Here is a 26636-nt window from a genome sequence, read left to right as displayed (position 1 = left end):
AAAGTATATACCTAAGCCTATTATCGGTGCAATTTTTCAAGCGAAGATTAAATAGAAGACAACAGTTTGTTAGCCTCAGCTTTCAATGTGTCATCACCTTTTGATAGAACCGTTTTCAATAATTTAGTAGCGGTACGTTCGTCCCCCATTTCAATAAAGACCTTGGCTAAGTCAAGGTTACTATTCATCTCTGAGTTAATATCCACATCAAAATCATTCACATCACCGAGTACATCGGGAAATTCATCCAACCCGACATTCAAATCAGGTTCACCTATTTCATCAATATTTTCAGGATGGACTACCGCTGGAGTGGTTTCTATTTTAGAAGAATGCACCATCTCAGCTTCAGAGCTATTTTTTTGAGCAATCTCCGCTGATTCATCAAGGAGACTTTCACTTAACTTAGAATCATTAGGATTCGTTTCAGTACTATTTCGATCGAACTCTAGCGCTTCATCAAATTTGTTATTATCGATATCGTCTTCGATAATTCGTTCATAATTTTTCGGAATATTAGCCTCAAAAGCTTGGGGCTCGGTATCGGCGTCCTGACGAGCTTCCTCTTCACCATATTCTGGCAAATCCTCATCTGAAAATTCGAGTGTTTCTGTTTCTGTTTCTGTTTCTGTTTCTGTTTCTGTTTCTGTTTCTGTTTCTGTTTCTGTTTCTGTTTCTGTTTCTGTTTCTGTTTCTGTTTCTGTTTCTGTTTCTGTTTCTGTTTCTGTTTCTGTTTCTGTTTCTGTTTCTGTTTCTGAAGAAGGTTGGTCTGGAGTTGATACCGAGTCAACCACTAACATTGCTGGCGTCACATCTTTTTGTGGAGCAACAAGACGCTCTAATTCTTCACTACGCTGTGGTTTGCGAGTAAACAACAAACGAATAATGAATAAGATTAACACCACTGGCAATAAGATAATAAACCACAGCCACGGATGTTGATTGGCAATACGGATAAAAGCTTGAGGGGTATCGATTGAGGTTGATTTGGGCTCAATTTCATTGGTTTGAATGCGATTTTTTTCTTCCGCTTCTATTGAAGTTTTCAACTCTTTCAACTGCTGCTGAATTTTACCTAATTCTGAGGTAAGACGAGTATTCATTTCTTCGACTTGATCAACATCTGCCAGTTTTGGTTCAGAGGCAAGCTTACTCTTAACTACGGACTCACTTTGAGGAATCTCTGTGATATTGGCCATTGACGTTGATTCTTGTTTCGCTTGGACTCCTTCACTAAGCGAGTTTGTTTCAGCGGACGTATCATCACCTAGCACTTTCTGCGGTAATACTTCCGTTTTCGGCAAAGAATAATCCGCCAAGGTTGCTGGTTTTGGTGGCGTTATGGAAGTATCAACTTGAGAAGGTATCGGTCTTAATTTATCGCGCTGAATGATTTCAACCGCTTCTTTGGTCGATTCTTGTTGAATCGCGGTTAACGTAGGTAAGCGCAATATGCTGCCTGGGATTAAACCGTGAATATTGTGATCTTCGAATGCTTTTGAATTCAATTTATAAGTGGCTAAAACAGTTTGTGCCACGGACACAGACTTTTCGGGGCGGTAAGCTTTTGCAATCGACCACAAGGTTTCCTCTTCCTTTGTTGGCCCATATATAGACGCAACTTTCTCAGAGAGAAGACCGTTAACCGCCGTCGAAGTTTGCTCTGCCGATACATGGCTCGATGATTCTATCGTTACTCTAGCGTCATCAGCACAAGCAACCGACATTTGAGTTGCAAAGAGTATCGTGACAGGAGTAATAAAATGCTTGAATGTACGGCGCATAAAAATTTCGGCTAATCCAAAGGGTTAATCAATAATTTTAAATATATAGGATAATCACCCCATTCGGGTAGTGGTGATGAGAAAAAACCGTCATTTCTTACTGTTTTTCATCGAAAAATTGATTTATCAATAAAATTTAGCCCAATATTAACTATTTACTGGCGCTGAAATCAAAAAAACCCTACGCATCACAGCATAGGGCTTTATTCAAATCAGAAAATTATCCGTGATTAAAAGTAATCACGAATCAATACTTCAGCAATTTGTACTGCGTTGGTTGCGGCGCCTTTACGCACGTTATCGGCAACCACCCACATATTAATGCCACTGTGATGACTAATATCGTTACGGACACGTCCAACCATCACCGTATCTTTACCACCAGCATCACGAACTTGTGTTGGATAATCCGCCCCACGGAAAACTTCTACGCCTTCCATCTTATCTAGCATGTCCATCACTTGCTCAGCATCAATTGGAGCACGAGTTTCAATATGGAGAGATTCGGCATGTCCATAAAAAACAGGAACGCGCACACAAGTTGGATTTACCTGAATTGATGGGTCATTGAAAATTTTCTGGGTTTCCCACACCATTTTCATTTCTTCTTTGGTGTAGCCATTTTCCATCATCACGTCAATCTGAGGGATACAGTTAAACGCGATCTGTTGTGTGAAGGCTTCTTTTTCTACTGGTAAGCCATTCAATAATTTGGCTGTCTGCCCAGCAAGCTCATCAATGCCTTTTTTACCTGCACCAGATACTGACTGATAAGTTGCAACATTAATACGCTCAATACCAACCGCATCATGAATTGGTTTTAGTGCCACTAACATTTGAATCGTTGAGCAATTTGGGTTAGCAATAATGTTACGATTTCTAAATTCAGCAATCGCTTCTGGGTTTACTTCCGGTACAACAAGCGGTACGTCAAATTCATAGCGGAACTCAGAGGTGTTATCAATGACAACAACGCCTTCATCGGCCGCAATTGGTGCCCATTTTGCCGATAACTCGCCACCCGCTGAAAATAAAGCAATATGCACTTGAGACCAATCGAAGTCTTCGACGTTTTGAACACGAATTGTTTTGCCATTGAAGCGATACGTTTTTCCTTCACTACGCTCACTGGCGAGTAAATAAAGATCACCGACTGGAAATTTACGCTCTTGCAACACTTCCAGCATTGCTTCGCCAACGGCACCAGTTGCACCAAAGATAGCAACGTTAAATTCTTGACTCATTGAAAACCTCAATTTAAATATGGAGCATATTAGAAGCCTAAACCGACGTTATTAATCGTGTTTAAACCCCAAATGATAAAATGGCGTCAGTTCGACGTTAGACTTTTGATGCTTTATGAGAGTAATCGCTCCGTATTCTCGGCGATCCCAATAATCTTTTCTCATCGCATCAAAGGCTTGCGCTTGTGCCGTCGAGTCACTTAAAGAGATTCCTCGACGAAAAACCGCATCATCATGGCGCACATCATAGATCAACTGGGTCAAATTGTGCAGTAATGCTTGGTTTTTATTATGATCATCTGTCCACCCCTCCGACACATTCACTTGAGGGAAAGGCGCAATCGGTAGCAATTCATCAGGATTCGCTCGTTTAGGCTGGCCAATAAACTCACAAAAACGATTAAAAATCATCGTGGTTCCCCGAGCTTTTCCTTCTAATCCATAGCCAGCAATATGTGGTGTGGCAAAAGTCAGTAATGGCAGTAATTCTAAATCCACATTAGGTTCTGGTTCAAACACATCCAACACGGCGGTAAAGCCATCAGCTTGCTGTAAGCGCAATTTTAAAGCTTGGTTATCCACTACGGGACCACGTGCAGCATTGATGAGAATCTGATCAGCGCGAAGTTGGTTCAACGCTTGCTCATCCAATAAATGATGAGTCGGCCATTCGCCTGATTGAGTGATTGGCGTATGAAGCGAAATAACATCCGATCGTTGTAGCAGCCGGTCTAAATCCACAAAATCACGCTGATCGCCTTGCGCTTGTTTCGGAGGATCGTTCAGGAGCACTTTAATTCCAATCGCTTGTAAGCACTCCGCAAGATAGCTCCCGACTTGCCCCGCACCCACAATACCAACCGTTTTGTCAAAGATTGAAAAACCTTGTTGCTGAGCAATCACTAATAAGGCGCTAATCACATATTCCGCAACACCAACTTTATTACAACCAGGTGCGGCGCTAAAGGTAATCCCCTTATCCGCTAATAAGGCTTGATCAACATGGTCCATACCCGCGGTCGCGGTACCAACAAACTTTAACTGATCCGCCTTAGTTAATAGTTCAGCGTTCACTTTGGTGACAGAACGAATCATCAATGCGTCCACGCCGATTAAATCATCCGCGGTAATATTGCGCCCTGACTTCATGACAACCTCGCCTAATTGGCTAAACAAGGCTTCGGCGTACGGCATATTCTCATCAATGACTATTTTCATTTTCTACACTCATAAACAATTAATTACTTTAATCATAAAAAAATCCCCGACCGAAGCCGAGGATTATTTATTCTAAATGTCGCGATTATTCTCAAAGTAATTGGCGTTGCAGTGAGGAGACAAGTGAATAAGTCCCCATGAGCTTAGCTAGCCTAAGTGATTGGGGCGAATAAACGCCGTCGACAAAGCTGCAGCTTCAATTACGAAGAAAATTAAGCTTCGTATTTTTTAATCACTAATGTTGCGTTTGTACCACCAAAGCCAAAGCTGTTTGACATTACCGTCTTCAACTCTTGCTCACGTGGTTCAGTCACGATATCCAGACCTTCAGCGGCAGGATCTAACGTTTCTACGTTAATGCTCGGTGCAATGAAGTTATTCTCAAGCATAAGTGTTGAGTAAATCGCTTCGTGTACACCCGCTGCACCTAGTGCGTGACCCGTCATTGCTTTGGTTGCAGAAATCGCAGGGCATTTGCCGCCACTGTCTTTACCAAACACTTCTTGGATTGCACCCAGTTCTTTCACATCACCAACTGGCGTTGAAGTACCGTGTGTGTTTACGTAGTCGATCTCGCCGACATTTTGCATTGCCATCTTCATGCAACGTACTGCGCCTTCACCTGATGGTGCCACCATGTCGTAGCCATCAGAAGTTGCGCCGTAACCAACGATTTCGCCGTAGATTTTTGCGCCACGAGCCAATGCGTGCTCAAGCTCTTCAATCACGACCATACCGCCGCCACCAGAAATAACAAAACCGTCGCGGTCTGCATCGTAAGTACGAGAAGCTCGTTCTGGTGTTTCATTGTATTTAGTCGATAAAGCACCCATTGCATCAAACATCATTGCTGATGACCAATGAAGCTCTTCACCGCCACCTGCAAATACAACGTCTTGTTTACCTAATTGGATTAATTCAAGCGCATGTCCAATACAGTGTGCAGAAGTCGCACAAGCTGAGCTGATACTGTAGTTAACACCACGAATTTTAAATGGCGTTGCAAGGCAGGCTGAAACCGATGATGCCATGGTGCGAGGTACCATGTATGGGCCAATACGCTTCACGCCTTTTTCACGTAGAGTATCAACAGAAATCACTTGGTTTTGAGAAGAAATACCACCTGAACCCGCCACTAAACCTGTACGGTCGTTTGAGACTTGCTCATCCGTTAGCTTAGAATCTTCAATCGCTTGTTGCATAGCAAGGTAAGCGTAAGAGGCAGTATCACCCATAAAGCGCATTTGCTTACGATCGATATGCTCACTTGGGTTGATTTTTAAATCACCCCAAACTTGAGAGCGTAGACCAGCTTCTTTAAATTGTTCTGAACCTGTAATACCAGATTTACCCGTTTTTAAAGACGCTAGTACTTCTTCTACGTTATTACCAATACTAGATACAATACCTAGACCAGTGATGACGGCTCGTTTCATGTGACGTTCCTATAATTCAAAAATCGCTTAATGATAACTGACTTAACAATTTAAGTGGTCAGCTTTCCTTTATTTCTTAACTCTCATGAGTAATTTTTAATCATCATCGGTTAAATGACTTTCATTTTATCGAACCGATGCAACGTTATCGTTGATCCTGATCGCCATGCTATCGAAAAGCATGGCATGATGAAAGCGAAGTTTAAAACAGCCTCAATCACTCATTATCGATAGCATAAGAAGTCCTTTTATCATTTATACCGAGAGAACTTCTATCTACTCTGTGGCCTGATAGGTATATAATAGCCCCAAATTGATACAAAATGACAGGTAATATCCGAGTGATTAAAAATGCCCAACTGGATTGGAATGAATCCGGCACTCCCGTTTCCCACCAATTTGACGATGTCTATTTTTCTAATGCCAATGGATTAGAAGAAAGCCGCTATGTATTCATTCAACAAAATCATCTACCTACACGTTGGCAACAAGCATCACAGTCACGATTTGTCATCGCCGAAACCGGGTTTGGCACTGGTCTTAATTTTCTAGCGGTTTGGAAAGAGTTTGAAACCTTTAGACAAACATCCCCTGATTCACCGTTGACTCAGCTTCATTTTATTAGCTTTGAAAAATTTCCCGTTCATATTGATGATCTCATTAAAGCCCATACAGCTTGGCCTGAATTAGTCGCTTATGCCGAGCAATTACAACAACATTACCCTATCGCCGTCCCTGAATGCCATCGTATTATTTTAGCAGATGGTTTAATCACTCTCGATTTATGGTTTGGTGACATTCACGACAGTCTCCCTAAATTAGCCCAAACCGAAACTGGCTTAGTCGACGCTTGGTTTTTAGATGGCTTTGCGCCAAGTAAAAATCAGGACATGTGGAATGATGCCCTTTTCCAACACATGGCAAGGCTCACCAAAGCGGAAGGAACTTGTGCAACCTTTACTGCGGCAGGATTTGTGCGCCGAGGGTTGATTGCAGCCGGATTTGACATGAAAAAAGTCAAAGGCTTTGGCACAAAACGTGAAATGATTGCTGGCACATTACAGGCGTCATTAACCGAGCAGCAGTCGTTAGCTAAAAACACCTTTGCGCCTTGGTTTCAACGTTATCCTATTGAACATTTGGATCGTCAAAAACCGATTGCAATTATCGGTGGTGGGGTAGCGAGTGCAACATTAGCGTTAGCGTTATATCGCCGTGGCTATAACATCAGTTTGTACTGTGAAGATGATAAACCGGCGTTAGGAGCATCAGGCAATCGTCAAGGCGCACTTTATCCTCTCATTGCAGAGCCTGAATCTCCGGTTAATCGATTTTTTGCTCCGGCTTTCCTGTTTGCTCGCCAATTGGTTAAACAAGCCTCTCAGAAACTTGAATTTGATTACGATTTATGTGGTGTGACTCAATTAGCTTGGAGCGACAAAGCGAAGAAAAAACTCGATAAAATGCTGCTCAATGACTATCCACAAGAATTGTTGCACAACCTGACCTTAGAACAAACCGCACAAATTATCGGGTTAGATATCGATCAAGAAAGCATTCATTACCCACTTGGAGGTTGGTTGTGTCCGCAACAATTTACACAAGCGATTATTTATGAGCTATCGCAACAACCCAATGTTGAGGTTCACTTTAATACTCAAATTGAATCGCTGTCTTATAATGAGAAAGAGCAAACTTGGACGCTTAAACATTCACAAAAGAGTTTCCAGCACCAAGCGACTGTCGTAGCTAACGGTCACCAATTCGCACGCTTTGAACAATTAAAAGCGATTGCGGCTACCTCAGTGAAAGGCCAAGTTAGCCATATTCCAACGACGAAATCATTAAGCAAACTCAAAACCGTCTTATGTTATGACGGTTATATGACGCCACAAAACCCAAACAATGGTCATCACTGCATTGGTGCCAGCTATGATAGAAATAATATCGACCAAGAATTTGACCCAGAAGCGCAACTCAGCAATGGCGAACGTTTAAAACAATGTCTGCCAAATCAATCTTGGCCAAATGACGTGGATACGAGCGAAAATCTTTCTCGACAAGGGATTCGTAGCGTCACTCGTGACCATCTCCCTTTTGTTGGCAATGTATTTCAATATGAACCGGTTGCTGAAGGTTACGCTAATCTTGATCCGCAAATACTGCGTAAACGTCCTGATCTCATGCCTGACATCCCGCATTATCCAAACTTGTTTTGCATCGTGGGATTAGGGGCGCGAGGCTTATGCTCTGCGCCATTACTCGCAGAAATACTCGCCTCACAAATGTCTGGTGATCCTCTGCCATTGCCATTAGAAACCTTAGAGAAAATTCATCCTGCAAGAATGTGGGTTCGTAAAATGCTCAAAGGCCGCCCCATTACCACTGAGTAAAATCCAAAACAAAAAACGGGATGAACCATCACAGTTCATCCCGTTTTTAATCATTTGATTAAGCTTATTAAATTAGTGAGTTATGCTTTTAGGCTTGCTGCTGCATCCGCTAATTTTTGAGCAATCTCAGCGTCCGTTACTTCGCCTGTTTCCATATTAAACACATCATAAAAGCTTGGTACTGAAACCGATGCTTTCACTTCAGCGTGGAAGAAAGCAGCGGAACCGACCGCTTGTGCTAAAACGCTTTGCGCCCCGCCAGGGCCAGGGCTTGTAGAAAGATACACAACTGGTTTGTGAGCAAACATTTGTTGGTTGATACGAGATGCCCAATCAAACAGGTTTTTATAAGCGGCAGTGTAAGTACCGTTATGTTCAGCCAGAGAAATCACAAACGCGTCTGCACTTTCTAACTTAGCGAAATACGCTTGAGCACCATCTGGTCGACCCACTTCTTTTTCCGTGTCTTCACTAAATAGTGGAACAGGGAAGTCATTAAGGTCTAATACTTCAACCTCTGCGCCATCTACTAAATTAGCGGTATAAGTCGCTAATGCTTTATTGATTGAGTTAAAACTTGTGCTAGCACCGAATGCGATAATTTTCATAACTATTCCTTTTTAAAACGGGTTCTGTTCGCGATGAATATTACTTTACGACAATACGTATCGCTTACCAGACAACTTCCTATATCAACTTGTTCAAAAAATCAGAACGATTAAATGTCAGCCGCCAATGATTGCCACATATCCGCTACGATCACTTGGTCGGCAGGCGTTAATTCCGTACGTGCTTGATCTAAACTTGTTTGAATACGCTGCTTAAAAACCTCAACATCTTGCACACCTTCTAACTCGCAATCTGCCGCAGAAAGAGAGATATGTCCTCGTAAATAACCACCAGCGAACAACTCATCATCTGATGCTGTTGCTACCGTTTGATCGATGGCTTCAAGAAGTTTTTCTTCCAATTGTATAATCATCTTGCTCTCTACTCTTTCAGGTTAATTAAACCACAACGAATTGTTCCGCTTTCAGTGGTGGTGTTTGATAATGCGATTGTAACGCATTCGATAACATAGCAACACGCACAGGTAAGTTTTGTTCTAAAATATTGACGACTTCTTGCTGTACTTTGGTCATAAAACTTAAGCGGTCTGGTTCAAAATCACCATTCAAATTGTCACAACTTACCGAGAATGGAAAGCCTGCGCTGACAGATAATATCCACTCATAAGCTTGAGGACGTATCTCTACTTTTTCAAACTCAGCTTGCACTTCTGCGGTTCGACCATCAGGTTCATACCAATAGCCAAAATCTTCTAATAAGCGGCGTTCAGGACCAGCCACGCACCAGTGGGCAATCTCATGCATCGCAGACGCAAAGAAACCGTGAGCAAAAATAATGCGATGATAATCAACATTTTCATCCGCCGGTAAATAAATAGGCTCATCTTCGCCACGTACAAGCAAAGTGTTATAAGAAGAATAAAACGTCTGATTAAAGATAGAGATAATATCTTCGGGGGTATGGCTTGGTTTAGTCGTACTCATTAACATTTATTACAGCAAATTGGGAATATGGCGACTATTGTCCTTACTTTTTCTCATTAGGTAAAGCGCATTACCATTATCATTATCTGCGCCGCCCAATAACCAAATCACGCTCAACTTTTATTTCATTTATCACTGACATTGAACAACGCACTAACACATTACTTTTTCTAATCAATTGGCACTAAAAATAACGATAAATCTCATTCGCCAAGTTATTGTGTAACGAATACAATCACGCCCTTATTTCAGGCTCAACGGTAGACATGCCATGTTATTAAGCATTATTTATATTATTGGTATTACAGCAGAAGCAATGACAGGCGCATTAAGTGCAGGTCGTAAAAATATGGATTGGTTTGGCGTCATGTTAGTCGCCAGTGCGACCGCAATCGGCGGTGGTAGTGTCAGGGATATTTTACTCGGCAATTACCCTCTGACTTGGGTCAAACACCCTGAATATTTACTAATCACCTGCGTGGCTGGGGTTTTAACTACCTGGCTAGCAAAATGGGTGGTTAAATTTAAAGGTGTATTCATCCGTTTAGATGCATTGGGCCTTGCTGCATTTAGTATCATTGGTTGCCAAGTAGGCATCAACATGGGGCTACATTATGGCATTTGTGTTGTAGCAGCGATTGTCACTGGCGTATTTGGTGGGTTACTGCGTGATTTAATTTGCCGACAAGCCCCTTTGGTTTTGCACCAAGAATTGTATGCCTCTGTTGCTATGGTTGTTGCAGGGCTTTACTTATTACTTCAACATTATGGGATCAATGACAACCTTACAATTATCATTAGCTTAGTCACCGGTTATTTCATTCGAATGGCGTCGGTACGCTTTAACTGGCGTTTACCCGTATTTCAACTCAAAATTGAAGGCTCTGTTCATTAAGAGCTCTGTTTGATACTTACAAAGCTACACATAAACAAAAAGCCAGCAGAACAATCCTGCTGGCTTTGGTTTACACCAATTGATTATAGGCAACATTGCTAATTCACCATTACTTCAGGTTATGGTTTCCAAAACGATAACCTAAGCCGAAGAAAGCTTGATGTAAATTAGTGCCTCCCGTCGAATCGGCACCAACGCCATAAGTGTATTGATATCCTGCTTCTAGATAGGTATGTTTGGTTATGGTGTGTTGGTAAGCTAAAGAAGCAAATGGTGATACACCTTTATTATCATTATCAACATCCCCCTCTAATTCATGTCCTTTAACATCGACATACCAGGGTAATATCCCCAACTGAGCCACGATACTTTGTCGCTCGGTAAATGAGAAAACTCGCCCCGTTGAAAGGCCTAAACCAAAAACATGGCCACTATATTTTGCTTTCTGGGAAGGATCTGACAGCGCTGGATAAGTGGCGTTATATTGACCAAAATAGTCAAAGCTTATTTGATAGAAATACGGTTGAAAAATATCATGTCGAAAATATGTACTACCACCTAAAGATTCTTCATCACAACTTAGATTGTTACTTTGACACCCAGACTGAGCATAGTTATAACTTAGCCTAAGCCCAACCGATTTATCTTCTGACGCAGCAAAACATGGCCATGCAAGTAATGTCAAAAAACTACATAAGTAGACCTTATGTTTATTCATAACTTCATCCTAACTAGCCAAACCATCGATATAAACCTTTAGCTTATCAATATTATTAATTTTTACGGTTCCATATCCAAAAGTTAATAACTTGAGATCACTGTATTGATTTAAATAAGGGATGATTGATTGACGTGTTTGTCCGATGAGTGCTGCTATATCCGATTTCGTGAGGCGTAATTCAATCACCTCTGATGAGCAAGAGTAAGGAGAAAACATCTCAACTTGATTGAGTATTTGTTTCCCTATTTTAGATAATGTATCGTTGTCTATATACGTCAATGCAAAGCGACTAATTGAAGTAATTCTATCGGCTAAACACTTCATCACATTATTCATGATCGCCGTATCTTTTGACATTACATGCATTAAAGCTTCTTTTGATATGAATATAATAGAGGAATCTTGTGTTGTTTTAACAGAAACCAACGGGCTATTTTGAGATAATGCACTTTCTCCAAACCACCCTAAGGGTTTTATTTTGGATATAGGTATGATTTGATTTTGAGGTGACTGATAAATGATCTCTAATTCGCCGTCAGCTAAAATACCAATATCGCTATTTCTATCACCTTGTCGAACAATTTCGGTATTCTTCTCAAAATGTTCTAAATGCACTAGCTGTGTCAAAGAGACTATATTTTGGTGATCAGCATTCACAAACCAATCACATTGAGAAAGAACTGAATACTTCACATAATCCATCAACATATAACCTCCTCAGATAGAATCAATACAACGGCTTATCTATTAGGTATAACTTAAATTTACCAAATGTATTAATTTATGAAACATTTACATTTAATACATTTTAAAATGAGACAAATGCATCAATACGAACTATAAAGCCCCTAATGACAATATGTCTTTAGGGGCTTTATTTACTCTTATTCAGTATGGAATATAAACAACGTCATCTTAAGTATGTGTATAAAACTCTACTCTATCGAGATGGTTTCCGTGCTCCCAAATGGCGTTGGTCCTCCCGTAGGTAAAACGACGTCATAACCATAATCGTATCCATAAGCGATACCCTCATAAAATCCAGGGTCGCTAGGGCGAGTATAGCCATAAGAAAAACCATAGCCATAGACGAGAAAGAAATCACCGTCCAACCATGCATCAATTACCCCTTCTGGTGTAACAGACAACTGAGGGAAGAGAGAAGCCACAAACGCCAACTCGGTCACATCTTGATTACTACCATCAGAGAATGTGGCAGTAATGGTAATTTTACCTTTCTCTCCTACCGATAATTCGGTTGAGTCGAGTGTCGCAGTGATACTTTGCGGAGCGACATCCTTCACTGTAATGTCACTCGTGGCTTGGTGACCACGATAGGTTGCAGTAACGGTGACACTATTGGTGTTTGTCGGCATAGCATTGGTCATAACTTTACCTGAGCTATTCACAGATACCGCATCAGACTCTTTTGTCATCCAGCTTGCTTCATCGGTTATATCACGGGTAGAACCATCACTATAAGTTGCACTTGCCGTTAATTGACCAACCGTCCCTTTAGCTAATGAAAGGCTACTTGGATCAACCGATATACTTTCAACGGGAACAGACTCCACGACCACTTCTACAGAATCAGAGCTCACACCATCAAAAGACGCCACTAACGATGCTGTGCCGGCTTGGTTGGCATATAATTCATTGCCTTCTGTAATATCAATAATATTGGCATCACTAGAGGATAAAATCAGTGATTGCTGTGCTGAAATATCTTTCGTTGTGCCATCACTATAGCTCGCTAAAACTTGAACGCTTTCGGTTACCCCTTGAATTAAATTACTATCAAGCGGCTCAATGATAATGCTTTCTAAACTCGCACTTTTGATTTGTAACATCGCCACGCCCTGCTTCTCAAGACGCTCAAATATGATTTCAACCGGGATATCGGTGGCGGTTAATACCGTCGCGAGCCCTGTTAAACGGTCAATACTGACCACACTAGGATCCGATGAGCTCCACCCCCAAGAAGAATAACGCTCACCTTCCATTATTTGAGTCACATTGGTCGAGCTAATAAAGCCTTGCATCGATAACAAAGCCGTTGCGGTAAATTGTTGGGTATTCCCCTTCTCTAAAGTGATGAAGGTTGGGGTAACATTAATTGGACCAACATCAGAGCCGAAAACGGTTAATTGTGCGGTATCTTGCATACCTTGATAAGTCGCAGTAATGGTTGTGTCATTATCGAGATCATCATCGTTATCGAACTCATCACAAAACACCACTCCATTGGTATCCACAGTGACAAAGATTGGGTCTGAACCTGCCGGAGGGTTCGGGTTATTTAATGTCGTTTCAGATGCACTCCATGTGACTTTATCGGTTATATCTTCTGTCGTACCATCTGAATATTGAGCGGTGGCGGTAAGCGGTTTTTTAACCGAAGCAGGTAGTAGAAACTTTTTCGGTGATACGGTAATTGACATTAAAGTTGGGCCGGTAATGGTTACCGCCACTTCTGATGATTTTGTCACGCCATTTTTTGTTAGTGTTGCACGAATAAAGGTGCTTCCCGCACTAATCGCCGTTCCTAAACCTGAATCTAATATAGAAATAAGATTGCTATCATCGCTTTCCCACACCACTTCATCTGTTACGATAGAAGTACTATCATCAGAATAAGAAGCCGTTGCTTGAAAGTTCACTTGCTCATTAGTTGGAATCGTTGAATTGTCGGGTTGAACGGACAAATTAATAAGGATAACTTCTTGCTCACCACCATTGTTTGACCCACCATCATCCGTATCAGGTTCTTCATCGGTATCAACGATAACACCACCGTCACTATCACGACCTTTGTCTGTCTCATCATCCACTTTTTCACCATCATTGACGGGTTCATTAACTGAGACTTGATCTGCTTGTGATGGCAATCCATTACTGCTGTTATCACAACCAGTTAAAATACCAAGTGAGAAAGTGAATAAAAGCACGAACACTAAACTTTTTATACTCATCGCCCATTACCCATAACTGTTCATAGGAACTTTCCTACCCATTAATGAGTATAGCCAGCGCGAATTAAAAGACTTTTATTTTTTCAAGTATCAAAAACAGCAACGCCTCGCAATGTTCTCATCGCGAGGCGTTGGTTAAAACTATGGAATCGAGTCGCTATAAAATAGGCGTTTCTGTCGTGACTCCGTGATTTTGTCCACGATGACGTAACAAGTGATCCATAAGAACGATCGCTAGCATCGCTTCTACGATAGGAACGGCTCGAATCCCCACGCAAGGATCATGGCGACCCTTTGTGATTAAAGACGTCGATTCACCTTGGCGATTAATGGTTTCTCCAGGAACCGTAATACTTGACGTCGGTTTTAAGGCAATACTTGCCACAATATCTTGCCCAGAAGAAATACCACCTAATATTCCGCCTGCATGGTTAGATTTAAAACCTTGTGGTGTCATCTCATCACGGTGTTGACTGCCTTTTTGATTTGCAACCGCAAAACCATCACCAATCTCTACCCCTTTAACCGCATTAATGCCCATTAAAGCATGCGCGATATCGGCATCTAGACGATCAAAAATAGGCTCGCCTAAACCAACAGGTACATTGGTTGCGACAACCGATAATTTAGCACCAATAGAATCGCCTTGTTTTTTCAAATCACGGATCAAAGCATCAAGCGCATCGACTTTGTCGGCATCAGGACAAAAGAATGGGTTATTCTCTATTTCATTCCAATCGACTTTATCAATGGTCACTTCACCCATTTGAGATAAATAAGCACGAATTTCAATGCCAAATTCTTGCTTTAGGTATTTTTTAGCAATGCCACCCGCAGCGACGCGCATGGCCGTTTCACGAGCCGAAGAACGACCACCACCGCGGTAATCACGCACGCCATATTTTTGATGGTAGGTATAATCAGCATGGCCTGGGCGAAATTTATCCATGATTTCAGAATAATCTTTGGAACGCTGATCGGTGTTTTTAATCATTAAACCAATAGAGGTTCCGGTCGTTTGCCCTTCAAATACGCCAGAGAGGATTTCTACTTCATCGGGTTCACGGCGAGCCGTCGTATAACGAGATGTTCCCGGACGACGACGGTCGAGATCTTTTTGTAAATCTTCTTCTGAAAGTTGCAGCCCCGGAGGGCAACCATCAACAATACAACCTAAGGCTTTACCGTGGCTCTCACCAAATGTAGTCACTCGAAAGTGCTGACCAATACTATTCCCTGCCATGAATCCCTCTTAATCAATCTTTTACTTTTTAATTTGCGATATCTTTAGATAGTGTCGCCAAGCCTTAGACTTGTAAACCCTATTTTTAAAAATAATCGCCCTATTCACCATAAATAGACCAATAAAAATGCCAACCTCAATAAAAGGTTGGCATTCTAAAGTTATTCATGTGGACTGAATGACTATTTCTTATAAATAGCAAACTCACTCGCATGTTCAACCAACTGCTCACGGGTCAATAAGAACACCCCATGGCCGCCATTTTCAAATTCAAGCCAAGTAAATGGAATTTCAGGGTATTGGTTCATCACATGCACCATAGAATTACCCACTTCGCATATCAAAATACCATTATCCGTTAAGTAATCAGGAGCATCCGCTAAAATACGGCGCATCAATTTCAAACCATCACTGCCCGCAGCTAAACCTAATTCTGGTTCATGCTTGAACTCCTCCGGTAAGCTGTCCATGTCTTCTTGGTCAACATACGGTGGATTCGTTACGATGATATTATATTTATCTTGAGGGATATCATTAAACAGATCAGAGCGTAATGGGTATACCTGCTGCTCTAAGCCATGATCATGAATATTACGCTCTGCCACTTGCAGGGCATCAAGTGAAATATCAATCGCATCGATTTCTGCATCTTCGAAAGCATACGCACAAGCAATTGCAATACAACCACTTCCCGTACAAAGATCCATGATGCGAGTAGGCTCTTCCGTTAACCACGGTTGGAATTGCTGTTGAATAAGCTCTCCAATCGGTGAACGAGGCACGAGAACACGCTCATCGACATAAAACTCTAACCCACAAAACCAAGCTTTGTTGGTTAAATACGCGGTAGGTGTACGCTCATTAATGCGTTGAATCACTCGCTCAACAATGCGCATACGCTCACTAGTAATGAGACGAGAATTCAGTACATGCGGCGGAACATCGATTGGTAGGTACAAGGTTGGAAGAATTAATTGCACAGCTTCATCCCAAGAGTTATCTGTGCCATGACCGTAAAACAGGCCGGCCGCATTAAATCGACTTACCGTCCAACGAATCATGTCTTGAAGGGTATGCAGTTCTGATACCGCTTCATCTATAAAAATTTTATCCAAGAGTGCCTCCGCGTAGCGCTTAACTAATAGCCATATAGCAAACCAGAGCTCTATATATGATAAAAATTAGAGACTCGCGCTTCGCTAGGCTTAAGGTTACAATACCGCCCCTTAAAGTAAAGGACTTGTCATGAGCGAAAAAGGCACCAAGAACGATGACGATTTTGCGCTATTTCAACAAGAAATGAAGGGCGTAAAAAAGTTGTCACAGGATACCATAATCCAACAACCGAAAAAGAACTTACAACAAAAAGAAATTCGTCGCACTTTCCGTGAAGCGAAGGATAATGAGTTCTACTTTTCGGATGAGTTTGTGCCTTTGCTCAGTGAAGATGGCCCAACTCGTTATGCTCGTGACGATGTATCAAAATACGAATTAAAGCGCTTGCGCCGTGGTGTGTATGTTCCCGATGTGTTTTTGGATTTACACGGTATGACTCAAATGGAAGCCAAACGTGAGCTTGGTGCCATGATTGCGCATTGTGTAAAAGAGGGCATAGATTGTGCCAGCGTCATGCACGGTATCGGTAAACACATCTTAAAGCAGAAAGTCCCTTTATGGCTTGCCCAACACCCAGATGTCATGGCCTACCATCAAGCACCACTAGAATTTGGCGGTAATGGCGCATTATTGGTTTTACTTTCTATTCCGGAAAAGTAGCCTTCGTGACAAGCTCCCTCTTCCCAATAACTCGTTATCAAAAATAAAAAAGGAGGCTCAATCGCCTCCTTCGTTAAAATCATTCACGGTTTGAGTGCATTATGGTTGAGCTTGCCATAAAAGTTGCCCTTTACGCGTATCAACATCAAAATCAATACACGCTACACCTGACGTTGGGAACATAGGCGGTGGAATATCCGTCACAAAATCTGCAGTTAAATAGCCCACTAATGGTAAATGCGAAACCAGCAAAATATTTTGTACAAACTGCGTTTCCGCTAAAGCACATACATATTCCACCACAGACTCTGAATCCCCATACGGAGTAATATCCGCACAATCTTCAACCTTGCCTGCTTTTAATAAAGGTGCAATGGTTTGCCATGTTTGTTGAGCACGCAGATACGGACTCACTAACACAAGATCAAATTCATCATGTCCGCGCTCTTTGCAATATTGCGCCATTTGATAAGAACCATCACGTCCCATTGAACTTAATGGACGCTCAGCATCTGATGCGGCAAAAGTTTCTGCATCACCATGGCGCATAATAAAAATTTGCATACCTAACCCTACATAACTACGTAAATATTGATCGAATGTTAGACTTTAGTATAACAACTCAAGCATAGATATTATCGAAATTCCTAATGTTTAATAGAAAAAATTCCAGAAATGCACGCTTGTGCACAAGATTAGAGACTATTATTTGATTTCATCTTAATAACTCACAGAAACCATTTGCAGCCAAACAACTAAGCGTCATAATTACTATTGTTGATAAGTGCTTATGATTAAAAGTCTTATTAAAGTCTCTATACTCACCGTCATTGAAGGGTGTATATCAAGATAGAGGTTTCGCGCACTAAAGTTTCATGACGACTCATCGTTATTAGTGCCATAAATGACTCATCTCAAGGAGTGTATCGTGCACATCAGTCCAAACGATCAAAAACATTATCGCCATATTACACTCAACAACCAATTACGCGTTTTGCTCGTTCATGACGAAAATGCTCAAAAAGCGGCAGCGGCTCTCGCGGTTAATGTTGGCCATTTTGATGATCCTTATCACCGTGAAGGTCTCGCGCATTATCTAGAGCACATGCTATTTTTAGGCACTGAAAAGTACCCTATTATCGGGGAGTTTCAATCTTTCATTAACCAAAATGGCGGTAAGAACAATGCATGGACGGGGACCGAGCATACTTGCTTTTTCTTCGATATTGTCCCAGAAGCCTATATGCAAGCACTAGATCGATTCAGTCAGTTTTTTATCGCTCCGCTATTCAATCCAGAAGCGCTAGAAAAAGAGCGCCAAGCCGTAGAATCCGAATTTCGCTTAAAGCTAAAAGACGATATGAGGCGCTTGTACCAAGTCCACAAAGAAGTGGTTAACCCAGAGCACCCATTTGCCAAATTCTCGGTTGGCAATGTAGAAACATTAAGTGATTTGCTGGATGAGAATGGAGAGCCTACCTCTTCTATTCGTGATGAGATAATCGAATTTTACCGACAACAATATTCTGCGGATCTCATGACGGTCACACTCGTTGGGCCCCATAGTCTTGATCAATTAGAAGAAGCCGCTCAAAACTACTTCTCCGCTATCACTAATAATCAACGAGCGGGAAAAAGCATTAATATTCCGCTCGTTCGTGAACAAGATGCAGCAAAATTTGTTTGCGTTGAGCCTGAAAAAGATTCACGCAAGCTGATACTGACATTTAACTTTCCGAGTATGGACAAGTTTTATCAATCCAAACCACTGTCATTTTTTGCCCATTTATTAGGTGATGAAAGTGAAGGCAGCCTGCTTCAGCATCTTAAAGCCAAAGAGCTCATTACCTCTTTAACGGCTGGAGGTGGTATCAGTGGCAGTAATTTCCGCGAATTTTCGATCAGCTGTAGCCTCACCCAACAAGGCTTATCTGAAATTGAATCTATTGTTCGACGTATTTTTGAATTCATTGAGTTAATTCGTCAACAAGGACTCACAGAGTGGCGTTACAATGAAAAACAAGCCGTGCTTGAGTCGGCCTTTCGTTTCCAAGAAGCCTCACGCCCCATTGATATTGCTAGCCATCTCGTCATCAATTTACAAAATTACCAACCTGATGATGTGATCTATGGTGATTACATGATGAATCATTTTGACGAGGATCATCTACGCCAACTATTGCGTCACTTTACCCCTTATAACATGCGAATCATGCTGATCGCGAAAGGTTTGACCTACGATAAACAAGCCAAGTGGTATAACACACCGTATTCTACACGCTCCATTAACTCGCAAGAATTCGAAAGCTGGACACAACCAGCAATCACAGGTGAGCTAACACTTCCGGAGCCGAACCCTTATATTTGCTATGAGTTAGATCCGGCTCCACTCGAAAGTGAATCGACCCTACCTGAGCTTATCGAAGATAAACCTGGATTTCGTTTATGGCACTTACAAGAACGGGAATTTCGAGTGCCTAAAGGGTTAGCCTTTATCGCTATTGACAGCCCGCACGCGGTTTCAACGGCAAGGAAGATAGTTAAAACCCGTTTATGTGTTGAGATGTTTCTCGACTCTCTCGCGAAAGAAACCTACCAAGCTGAAATTGCAGGAATGGGCTACAACCTGTATGCGCACCAAGGCGGCGTAACATTGATGTTGTCTGGATTTACACAAAAGCAAGCTCAGTTACTTGACGTCATCATTCATCGCTTTGCATCACGTGAATTTAGCCAATCTCGCTTTGATTCAATTAAGCGACAAATGCTACGTAATTGGAAAAACACTGAAAAAGATCGCCCAGTCTCTCAATTGTTTAATGCGATGACCGGTATTTTACAGCCAAATAATCCACCTTATCCGGTACTGATTGAGGCACTCGAATCTATTGAGGTTGATGAGCTACCTGCTTTTGTGAGCGCAATGCTGGCTGAATTGCATGTTGAAATGTTTGTTTATGGCGATTGGCCAAAACAAGCCGCCACCGATCTTGCTACGAGCTTAAAGTCCGCTTTACGGGTTAAAAACCAGCAATATGAAGAATCATTACGACCATTAGTCATGCTTGGTGATAATGGCACGTTCCAGCGAGAGGTCCACTGTAACCAAGCTGATTCAGCATTAGTGGTATACTATCAATCGCCTGAAGTTTCACCAGAAAATGTCGCCCTCTATACTTTAGCCAATCATTTGATGTCGGCGGGATTTTTTCATGAAATACGCACTAAACAGCAACTTGGTTATATGGTCGGCACTGGCAATATGCCACTCAATCGTCACCCTGGTTTAGCGCTTTATGTGCAATCTCCCAATGCTGCACCGAGTGAGTTATTAGCGTCTGTCGATGAATTCCTCAATGCCTTTTATTTAGTGCTATTAGAATTAAACGAACAGCAATGGCAAAACAGTAAACATGGATTGCTCAATCAAATCATGTCACCAGATAGTAACCTGCGAGCCAGAGGTCAACGTTTTTGGGTGGCCATTGGTAATAAAGATTACGAATTTAATAATCGTGAAATAGTAGTCGAAGAAATTCTTAAATTAGATCGGAGTGAAATGATCCGTTTTGTCGTCAACACATTAAAACCAAGAACGGCCAACCGTTTAATTATGCACTCAAAAGGCACCGAGCACTCTGATGCTCCCGATTTAGAGGCGGGGTTAGAAATAGGCTCGATTGACGAATTTCAACTACGGCCTAAAGATATCGATTTAGGTTAAGCTGAGAGCCGAGAAGGAATAAAAAAGCTTTGCACTCAACATGCAAAGCTTTTTATTTAACCTCAGTCAGCTAGGTCATTGATTACCAGCGGTGGTTATGAATAGAACTTATCACCCGTTCCGGCGCGAGTCAGTAAGCCGTCACACGGAGCAAAACGGCTGCCGTATTTTTCCGCGTACTCGTTCATGATATCAACTAATTTTACTGCTCCAATTTGATCGATATAACGGAACGGGCCACCTAAAAATGGCGGAAAACCAATACCAAAAATCGCGCCAATATCACCATCTCTTGGGCAGCTAATAATACCATCATCTAATGCTCGAACCGCTTCATTAATCATCAGAAGAACGCAACGCATTGCGACGACCTCTTCACTTAAGATGGAATCTGGGCTGAGTTTTAGCAAGCGATAAACGGATTTATCCACTTCTTTCTTTTTGCCTTTATAGGTATAGAAGCCTTTGCCACTCTTACGTCCTTTACGTCCATCTTTTAGCAAGGTCTCAAACACATCTGGCGCTTTAAAACGCTCACCAAGCTCTTCAACTAAAATCGGCGTAATTTTAGCCCCAATATCCACTCCAACTTCATCCAATAAAGCTATCGGGCCAACGGGGAAGCCAAAGTTGAGTAAAGCTTCATCGATATGCTCAATAGGTTCACCGGATAATAAGATCTTAGCGGCTTCATTCATGTAAGGCGCAAGAATGCGATTCACATAAAAGCCAGCCTTATCTTTCACCACGATCGGTGTTTTACCTTGTTTACGCGCAAACTTAACGGTGGTAGCAATTACCTCATCTGAAGTCCCTTCATGCGGAATAACTTCGACTAATGGCATTTTATCTACCGGGCTAAAGTAATGCAGGCCGATCACATTTTCTGGCTTTGCCGCGCCTTGAGCAATTTTACTGATCGGCAATGAAGAGGTGTTCGTCGCAAATATCACGCCTTTTTTAGCTTGAGCTTCAATATCTCGCACCATGCTTTGCTTCAGCGACAGATCTTCAAACACGGCCTCTATCACCATGTCTTTTTGGCTAAAACCGGTAAAGTCAGTGCCACCAGAAATTGACTGCATCTGTTTTTGCAATTGCGCTTTGGTAATCGCGCGACGCTCAAGTAATTTACTCAGCAGCTTGTAGCTATAGTTCATGGCATGTAATACGCCATCATTCGAGACATCTTTAAATCTAACTGGCACATTTGCTTTGGTTGCCGAGACATAACCAATGCCTGCCCCCATTAAACCACCACCTAAGATCCCAACACCTTGGATGTTTTTGGGTTGAGCGGTACTGCCAAAATCTTTCTTCATTTCAGTCGTGGCAAAGAAAATCGAACGCAAAGCGCGTGACTCGGAGGTCATCACCAAACGACCAAACTCTTGCGCTTCTTTTGCCAAGCCTTCTTTTAAGCCTTTTTCAAGACCATATTGAATTACTTGTAAAATGGCTTTAATCGCGGGGTAATTTCCACGGCTCTTTTGGTTGGCCTTTTTCGCTGCTTGTTCAAAGATCACTTTACGACCAAATCCGGTATTAGAGATAAGTGATTCTTTAATGTCTTTCTTCGCCTTACGCTTCGATTTATGAATAAACTGTTGCGCCGCTTGTAATAAAATAGATTGAGGAACACATGCATCGGCTAAGCCTAATTTCAAGGCTTTCTTCGCACGTAATTGCTTACCCGTCAAAATCATATCTAAGCTATCAAGTAAGCCGACTAATCGAGGCAATCGCTGCGTCCCACCTGAACCTGGTAATAAACCCAATTGAACTTCAGGTAAACCTAAACGCGTCGAATCGCTATCACTACAAACACGATAATCACAAGCTAGAGCCAACTCCAATCCACCCCCTAAACATGGGCCATGAATCGCAGCTACCACCGTAAAAGGCAACGAAGATAGACGGTTAAACATCTCTTGCCCTTGAGTCGCTAACGATTCGGCTTCTTGTGCGGACTGACAAGCATCCAACATACGAACATCAGCACCTGCGATAAAGTTATCCGGCTTGAGCGAATGAATAACCATCCCTTTAATGTCTGATTTCTTTTGCTCTAATTGTTCAAAGATAACTTGCATTTGCTCGGCAAATTCGGCTTGCAAGGTGTTCATTTTTTCATTCGGTACATCAACCGCAAGCCACGCAACTTGGTTATCATCAATGGTTAACGTGAAAGCATTATTGGTCGAAACCTGCTTTGCTGAAACTTGATTATCCATTGTCATTATTTCGCTCCTTGCGTCTGTGCTTCATCTTTATCGACTTCTAGCTTATCCACTTCAAGAATGACGGCCGCGCCTAAACCACCTGCGGCACATGCGGTGGTTAGTGCCAACCCTCCACCACGGCGCTTTAACTCACGTAGCGTTTGTGTCATTAAGCGCGCACCCGTTGCAGCAAAGGGATGCCCATAAGCGAGTGAACCGCCAAGTACGTTAAATTTATCCATATCAATCACACCAATGGCTTTTTCTCGACCCAGCTTTTCTTTCGCAAAGGTTTCTGAGGCAAACATTTTAACATTCGCTAACGTTTGAGCTGCGAAGGCTTCATGCATTTCGATCAAATCAAGATCGGCTAATTCAATGCCAGCTCTATCTAGCGCAATTGGCGTCGCATAAGACGGTCCCATCAACATATCTTCTTCGACTTGAATCGCAGAGAAAGCATAAGAACGAATATAACCCAACACTTCTAACCCTAATTCTTTCGCTTTGCTTTCACTCATCATCAAAACAGCAGCTGCACCATCAGTTAATGGCGTGCTGGTTGCAGCGGTCACGCTACCAAACTTTTTATCAAATGCTGGTCGCAACTTGGCATATTGTTCAACCTGAGAATCCTGACGAATATTGTTATCTTGATGGATCCACTCTTTATATGGTTCTGGGTAAGCGGTCATCACTTCATCTTGAATCAAGCCATCTTCCCATGCTTGAGCAGCAAGAGTATGCGAACGGTGAGCTAACGCATCTTGATCTTCACGAGCAATTTGATGTGTTTTCGCCATTTGTTCAGCTGTTTGCCCCATAGATAATCCGGTCGAGTACTCAGCAACCGCAGGAGGAACTGGCATCAGATCTTTAAAAGACAATTTACGAATAATAGAAAGTTTTTGCGGTAAAGTTTTGGCTTTGCTCAATTCTAACAAGCCTTGCGCCAGTGACTTAGAAACACCAATAGGTAATACGGAAGAAGAATCCGCTCCACCCGCAATACCTATTTCAATGTTTCCCGCCATGATGCTTTCTGCCACGTTCACGGCAGATTGAAAGCTAGTGGCACACGCACGCGTAACACTATAAGCATCGGTCGACACATTCATGCCCGTACCTAACACAATTTCTCTAGCGATATTGGGAGCAGCAGGCATTTGAACGACTTGACCAAATACCACTTGATCAACCAGTTTTGGATCAATTTGTGTTCTCGCCAATAATTCACTAACCACCATTTTACCAAGGTCAACAGCCGGCACTTGTTTGAAAGCCGTCCCTTGACGAGCAAATGGGGTTCTAAGACCAGAGACAATAGCAATTCGCTCACCATTGCGGGTTTTCACATCCTGCTGACTCATATTCTTTCCTTTATTTATATAAATACCATCACTGTGATAGACACATAACAGTGAGAAAAATCAAAGAGGTCTGACCTCTAATTGTATACAAAGCAATTTGAACTTAAAACCAAACCGCTAGTCTTTCTCTTTATGTAAATGAAAACTTGTGACCTAAGCAGCTTAGTCTATATTTATCGCATCATTCTCAAAAATGAGAACTCAAACATTTGGTTAACAGTTTTGTCACTTAGCTCTTCATTTTCCTCTTTAATAACCACACTATAAAAGTGACTTTACTACTTCACTCAGTCGATAAGAAAAAAGCCAGTCCCTACGCGAGATAGTATGTGCGATAACGAAATAAAACTGGCAACTAACTTATTCAAGCAATTGAATTGATAATATAACTTATCACTTTGTTTACTGCATGAAGGTTAAGTCAAAAAATAAAAATGAGAACCATGAGGGATAAACATGGCGGTTTCTACATTATTTGGAAAGAAAAAATCCTCTGATACGGTCTATAACGAAATGGACAGACAAAAACGTTATGAATCCCTTGTGAGGGCGTATCATCGCGATCTCTATCGCTATGCTTACTGGTTATGTAAAGATCAGCATATTGCCGAAGATTTGGTGCAAGAAACTTGCTTGCGCGCTTGGAAGGCCATCGACAGCTTAAAAGATGAAAAAGCGGCAAAACCGTGGCTCATCACCATTTTACGTCGTGAAAATGCTCGACGATTTGAACGCAAGCAATTTGATCTTGTTGATATTGATGAACCTGGAAATAGTGGAAAAACCTATGATAATGAACACCATCAACAAAAGTGGTTGCAGCAACAAATCATGAAATTAGATATCGAATACCGTGAACCGCTCTTCTTACAAGTCATTGGGGGATTTACTGGTGATGAAATCAGTCAAATTCTCGATTTGAATAAAAATACGGTGATGACTCGATTATTCCGAGCTCGTAATCAAATAAAAGAGCAACTCGATTCATCCTCACCATCTCAGGGGGCCATACATGGATGATTTAGAACTTAGACGTCGCTTACTCTCTGATCCAAATGATAAAAGTGATGATATTTTGAAGGAACTTCATACCAATCATCAAAATAAAAAATATGCTGAAAGCCTTCAAGAGCTCGATAAAAAAATTGAACAAGCCTTTAGAGTTGAAGTACCTGACGATCTAGCGGATAAAATAATCTTTAAACAAACGCCTCATAAGCCTCAAATACACTTTTCTCGTCGAGCTTTTGCCCTAGCTGCATCCGTTATATTTACATTTGGTTTACTGATTGGACAGATTAATTGGGGCAGTATCATTATTCAGCCTGCACATGCGAGTCTAGATCAAATGGCGATGCATCATATTATAGAAGAAGAACCTTTTATTGATGGTGTTAATGAAGGCAATAATGAACAAGAAATTCGTGCGAAGTTAAATGTTTGTTCTTATAGCCTTGATGGCGAGTTTCCTTACCATATTTATTATTTAAATCATTGCGGATTCAGTCATGATCATCATGCTTTACATATGGTCTTCCGAGGACAAAAAGGTCGAGTGACGGCTTTTATTTCAAATATTGAAGCAAAAGAAAGTAGCCAATTTAACCAAGGAGGTATGCAAGGTGAAATCACCCCGCTTCCTCAAGGTAGCCTAGTACTAGTGGGTGAAAAAGGTGAAGATATCGCCGCTTTATCGCAAAAGATCGCACCAATGTTTAAATCTAATCATTAAAGATCGGCCTCACCATTTATCATTGATAACTGAGCCACCATAAATCCACCTGAGTAATAGGTCAGTGATGGCGGCTCAATTCAAAACAATCTCAAGACAATAGGAATCAACCAGTTAACAAAAATCTCCTCCCAAACAAAACATTCACCTGACCAATGGTTACCGACGGTAGTACAAATTAACCAGTCAAAGCAAAACAAACTTTTAACAACAAAAGTCATCAAGATAATAACTTTTAAACGCAATTAGCACCACTTTCACAGAACTTTTCTTAATGGTCGGATATGTTAAAACGTATCTAACGACCATAATGCGCCTCCTTTACAAGTACCACCCTATTTTCAAACGCAACA

Annotated in this window: 21 protein-coding genes; 6 read left to right on the top strand and 15 right to left on the bottom strand. The window is 41.7% G+C overall.

The window, feature by feature from the left end; all coding sequences use genetic code 11:
- Window positions 1-47 precede the first annotated feature (47 nt).
- The 4 genes from VRUMOI_RS04715 to fabB form a co-directional block, all read right to left on the bottom strand.
- The gene (locus VRUMOI_RS04715) at window positions 48-1784 is read right to left on the bottom strand and encodes a FimV/HubP family polar landmark protein (protein WP_089137386.1); all 1737 of its coding nucleotides are present in this window, start codon (window positions 1782-1784) and stop codon (window positions 48-50) included.
- A gap of 230 nt (window positions 1785-2014) precedes the next feature.
- The gene (locus tag VRUMOI_RS04710) at window positions 2015-3028 is read right to left on the bottom strand and encodes an aspartate-semialdehyde dehydrogenase (RefSeq protein WP_089137387.1); all 1014 of its coding nucleotides are present in this window, start codon (window positions 3026-3028) and stop codon (window positions 2015-2017) included.
- Window positions 3029-3079: 51 nt separating this feature from the next.
- Window positions 3080-4246, bottom strand: a complete 1167-nt coding sequence (locus VRUMOI_RS04705; protein WP_089137388.1) for a 4-phosphoerythronate dehydrogenase — start codon at window positions 4244-4246, stop codon at window positions 3080-3082.
- A 212-nt stretch (window positions 4247-4458) separates the two neighbouring features.
- Complete coding sequence (gene fabB / locus VRUMOI_RS04700) at window positions 4459-5682, bottom strand: beta-ketoacyl-ACP synthase I (protein ID WP_089137389.1); 1224 nt, start codon at window positions 5680-5682, stop codon at window positions 4459-4461.
- Between the two features lie 323 nt (window positions 5683-6005).
- Here fabB and mnmC point away from each other — a divergent pair, with 323 nt between their 5' ends.
- Window positions 6006-8075 carry a bifunctional tRNA (5-methylaminomethyl-2-thiouridine)(34)-methyltransferase MnmD/FAD-dependent 5-carboxymethylaminomethyl-2-thiouridine(34) oxidoreductase MnmC gene (gene mnmC / locus VRUMOI_RS04695; RefSeq protein ID WP_089137390.1) on the top strand — a complete coding sequence of 690 codons (2070 nt, stop codon included), beginning with the start codon at window positions 6006-6008 and terminating at the stop codon, window positions 8073-8075.
- Between the two features lie 80 nt (window positions 8076-8155).
- Here the strand turns inward: mnmC and VRUMOI_RS04690 are convergent, their stop codons facing one another.
- The 3 genes from VRUMOI_RS04690 to VRUMOI_RS04680 form a co-directional block, all read right to left on the bottom strand.
- The gene (locus VRUMOI_RS04690; RefSeq protein ID WP_089137391.1) at window positions 8156-8683 is read right to left on the bottom strand and encodes an NADPH-dependent FMN reductase; all 528 of its coding nucleotides are present in this window, start codon (window positions 8681-8683) and stop codon (window positions 8156-8158) included.
- A 110-nt stretch (window positions 8684-8793) separates the two neighbouring features.
- Window positions 8794-9057 carry a YfcL family protein gene (locus VRUMOI_RS04685; RefSeq protein ID WP_089137392.1) on the bottom strand — a complete coding sequence of 88 codons (264 nt, stop codon included), beginning with the start codon at window positions 9055-9057 and terminating at the stop codon, window positions 8794-8796.
- 25 nt (window positions 9058-9082) lie between these two features.
- Window positions 9083-9628 carry an elongation factor P hydroxylase gene (locus tag VRUMOI_RS04680; RefSeq protein WP_089137616.1) on the bottom strand — a complete coding sequence of 182 codons (546 nt, stop codon included), beginning with the start codon at window positions 9626-9628 and terminating at the stop codon, window positions 9083-9085.
- Window positions 9629-9899: 271 nt separating this feature from the next.
- Here VRUMOI_RS04680 and VRUMOI_RS04675 point away from each other — a divergent pair, with 271 nt between their 5' ends.
- A complete protein-coding gene (locus VRUMOI_RS04675; protein WP_089137393.1) occupies window positions 9900-10523 on the top strand; it encodes a trimeric intracellular cation channel family protein in 624 nt (207 codons plus the stop codon).
- 109 nt (window positions 10524-10632) lie between these two features.
- Here the strand turns inward: VRUMOI_RS04675 and VRUMOI_RS04670 are convergent, their stop codons facing one another.
- From VRUMOI_RS04670 to prmB, 5 genes are all read right to left on the bottom strand, one after another.
- A complete protein-coding gene (locus VRUMOI_RS04670; RefSeq protein WP_089137394.1) occupies window positions 10633-11241 on the bottom strand; it encodes a DUF3575 domain-containing protein in 609 nt (202 codons plus the stop codon).
- A gap of 9 nt (window positions 11242-11250) precedes the next feature.
- Window positions 11251-11952, bottom strand: a complete 702-nt coding sequence (locus VRUMOI_RS04665; protein WP_089137395.1) for a Crp/Fnr family transcriptional regulator — start codon at window positions 11950-11952, stop codon at window positions 11251-11253.
- A gap of 227 nt (window positions 11953-12179) precedes the next feature.
- Window positions 12180-14216, bottom strand: coding sequence for an Ig-like domain-containing protein (locus VRUMOI_RS04660; protein WP_089137396.1), 2037 nt, complete (start codon window positions 14214-14216; stop codon window positions 12180-12182).
- 157 nt (window positions 14217-14373) lie between these two features.
- Window positions 14374-15459, bottom strand: a complete 1086-nt coding sequence (gene aroC, locus VRUMOI_RS04655) for a chorismate synthase (RefSeq protein WP_089137397.1) — start codon at window positions 15457-15459, stop codon at window positions 14374-14376.
- A gap of 182 nt (window positions 15460-15641) precedes the next feature.
- Window positions 15642-16574, bottom strand: a complete 933-nt coding sequence (gene prmB, locus VRUMOI_RS04650) for a 50S ribosomal protein L3 N(5)-glutamine methyltransferase (protein WP_089137398.1) — start codon at window positions 16572-16574, stop codon at window positions 15642-15644.
- 130 nt (window positions 16575-16704) lie between these two features.
- Between prmB and smrB the strand changes: the two genes are divergently transcribed.
- Window positions 16705-17235, top strand: coding sequence for an endonuclease SmrB (gene smrB, locus VRUMOI_RS04645; RefSeq protein ID WP_089137399.1), 531 nt, complete (start codon window positions 16705-16707; stop codon window positions 17233-17235).
- Between the two features lie 99 nt (window positions 17236-17334).
- Here smrB and sixA read toward each other — a convergent pair whose 3' ends face one another.
- Window positions 17335-17799 carry a phosphohistidine phosphatase SixA gene (gene sixA, locus VRUMOI_RS04640; protein ID WP_089137400.1) on the bottom strand — a complete coding sequence of 155 codons (465 nt, stop codon included), beginning with the start codon at window positions 17797-17799 and terminating at the stop codon, window positions 17335-17337.
- A 364-nt stretch (window positions 17800-18163) separates the two neighbouring features.
- On the opposite strand from sixA, the gene VRUMOI_RS04635 reads away from it, so the two are divergent.
- The gene (locus VRUMOI_RS04635; protein WP_089137401.1) at window positions 18164-20959 is read left to right on the top strand and encodes an insulinase family protein; all 2796 of its coding nucleotides are present in this window, start codon (window positions 18164-18166) and stop codon (window positions 20957-20959) included.
- Between the two features lie 95 nt (window positions 20960-21054).
- Here VRUMOI_RS04635 and fadJ read toward each other — a convergent pair whose 3' ends face one another.
- Complete coding sequence (gene fadJ, locus VRUMOI_RS04630; RefSeq protein ID WP_089137402.1) at window positions 21055-23199, bottom strand: fatty acid oxidation complex subunit alpha FadJ; 2145 nt, start codon at window positions 23197-23199, stop codon at window positions 21055-21057.
- On the bottom strand, window positions 23199-24551 hold the full coding sequence (fadI, locus tag VRUMOI_RS04625; RefSeq protein ID WP_089137403.1) for an acetyl-CoA C-acyltransferase FadI: 1353 nt from the start codon (window positions 24549-24551) through the stop codon (window positions 23199-23201). The genes fadJ and fadI overlap by 1 nt, the downstream gene beginning before the upstream one ends.
- Window positions 24552-25007: 456 nt before the next feature.
- Here fadI and VRUMOI_RS04620 point away from each other — a divergent pair, with 456 nt between their 5' ends.
- Both VRUMOI_RS04620 and VRUMOI_RS04615 read left to right on the top strand, forming a co-directional pair.
- Window positions 25008-25571, top strand: a complete 564-nt coding sequence (locus VRUMOI_RS04620; protein WP_089137404.1) for a sigma-70 family RNA polymerase sigma factor — start codon at window positions 25008-25010, stop codon at window positions 25569-25571.
- Window positions 25564-26283, top strand: coding sequence for a DUF3379 family protein (locus tag VRUMOI_RS04615; protein ID WP_089137405.1), 720 nt, complete (start codon window positions 25564-25566; stop codon window positions 26281-26283). Before VRUMOI_RS04620 ends, VRUMOI_RS04615 begins: the two co-directional genes overlap by 8 nt.
- Window positions 26284-26636 lie beyond the last annotated feature (353 nt).

The sequence above is a fragment of the Vibrio rumoiensis genome, from assembly GCF_002218045.2.
GTDB classification, from domain to species: domain Bacteria; phylum Pseudomonadota; class Gammaproteobacteria; order Enterobacterales; family Vibrionaceae; genus Vibrio; species Vibrio rumoiensis.
The sequence above is the reverse complement of the archived record's forward strand: the minus strand, read 5'-3'. Positions and strand labels throughout refer to the sequence as shown.

What these genes read in the sequence shown, in the direction of transcription:
- VRUMOI_RS04715 (WP_089137386.1), bottom strand. Translation starts at nt 1,784, where the DNA reads ATGCGCCGTACATTCAAGCATTTTATTACTCCTGTCACGATACTCTTT.
- VRUMOI_RS04710 (WP_089137387.1), bottom strand. Translation starts at nt 3,028, where the DNA reads ATGAGTCAAGAATTTAACGTTGCTATCTTTGGTGCAACTGGTGCCGTT.
- VRUMOI_RS04705 (WP_089137388.1), bottom strand. Translation starts at nt 4,246, where the DNA reads ATGAAAATAGTCATTGATGAGAATATGCCGTACGCCGAAGCCTTGTTT.
- fabB (WP_089137389.1), bottom strand. Translation starts at nt 5,682, where the DNA reads ATGAAACGAGCCGTCATCACTGGTCTAGGTATTGTATCTAGTATTGGT.
- mnmC (WP_089137390.1), top strand. Translation starts at nt 6,006, where the DNA reads ATGACAGGTAATATCCGAGTGATTAAAAATGCCCAACTGGATTGGAAT.
- VRUMOI_RS04690 (WP_089137391.1), bottom strand. Translation starts at nt 8,683, where the DNA reads ATGAAAATTATCGCATTCGGTGCTAGCACAAGTTTTAACTCAATCAAT.
- VRUMOI_RS04685 (WP_089137392.1), bottom strand. Translation starts at nt 9,057, where the DNA reads ATGATTATACAATTGGAAGAAAAACTTCTTGAAGCCATCGATCAAACG.
- VRUMOI_RS04680 (WP_089137616.1), bottom strand. Translation starts at nt 9,628, where the DNA reads ATGAGTACGACTAAACCAAGCCATACCCCCGAAGATATTATCTCTATC.
- VRUMOI_RS04675 (WP_089137393.1), top strand. Translation starts at nt 9,900, where the DNA reads ATGTTATTAAGCATTATTTATATTATTGGTATTACAGCAGAAGCAATG.
- VRUMOI_RS04670 (WP_089137394.1), bottom strand. Translation starts at nt 11,241, where the DNA reads ATGAATAAACATAAGGTCTACTTATGTAGTTTTTTGACATTACTTGCA.
- VRUMOI_RS04665 (WP_089137395.1), bottom strand. Translation starts at nt 11,952, where the DNA reads ATGTTGATGGATTATGTGAAGTATTCAGTTCTTTCTCAATGTGATTGG.
- VRUMOI_RS04660 (WP_089137396.1), bottom strand. Translation starts at nt 14,216, where the DNA reads ATGAGTATAAAAAGTTTAGTGTTCGTGCTTTTATTCACTTTCTCACTT.
- aroC (WP_089137397.1), bottom strand. Translation starts at nt 15,459, where the DNA reads ATGGCAGGGAATAGTATTGGTCAGCACTTTCGAGTGACTACATTTGGT.
- smrB (WP_089137399.1), top strand. Translation starts at nt 16,705, where the DNA reads ATGAGCGAAAAAGGCACCAAGAACGATGACGATTTTGCGCTATTTCAA.
- sixA (WP_089137400.1), bottom strand. Translation starts at nt 17,799, where the DNA reads ATGCAAATTTTTATTATGCGCCATGGTGATGCAGAAACTTTTGCCGCA.
- fadJ (WP_089137402.1), bottom strand. Translation starts at nt 23,199, where the DNA reads ATGACAATGGATAATCAAGTTTCAGCAAAGCAGGTTTCGACCAATAAT.
- fadI (WP_089137403.1), bottom strand. Translation starts at nt 24,551, where the DNA reads ATGAGTCAGCAGGATGTGAAAACCCGCAATGGTGAGCGAATTGCTATT.
- VRUMOI_RS04620 (WP_089137404.1), top strand. Translation starts at nt 25,008, where the DNA reads ATGGCGGTTTCTACATTATTTGGAAAGAAAAAATCCTCTGATACGGTC.
- VRUMOI_RS04615 (WP_089137405.1), top strand. Translation starts at nt 25,564, where the DNA reads ATGGATGATTTAGAACTTAGACGTCGCTTACTCTCTGATCCAAATGAT.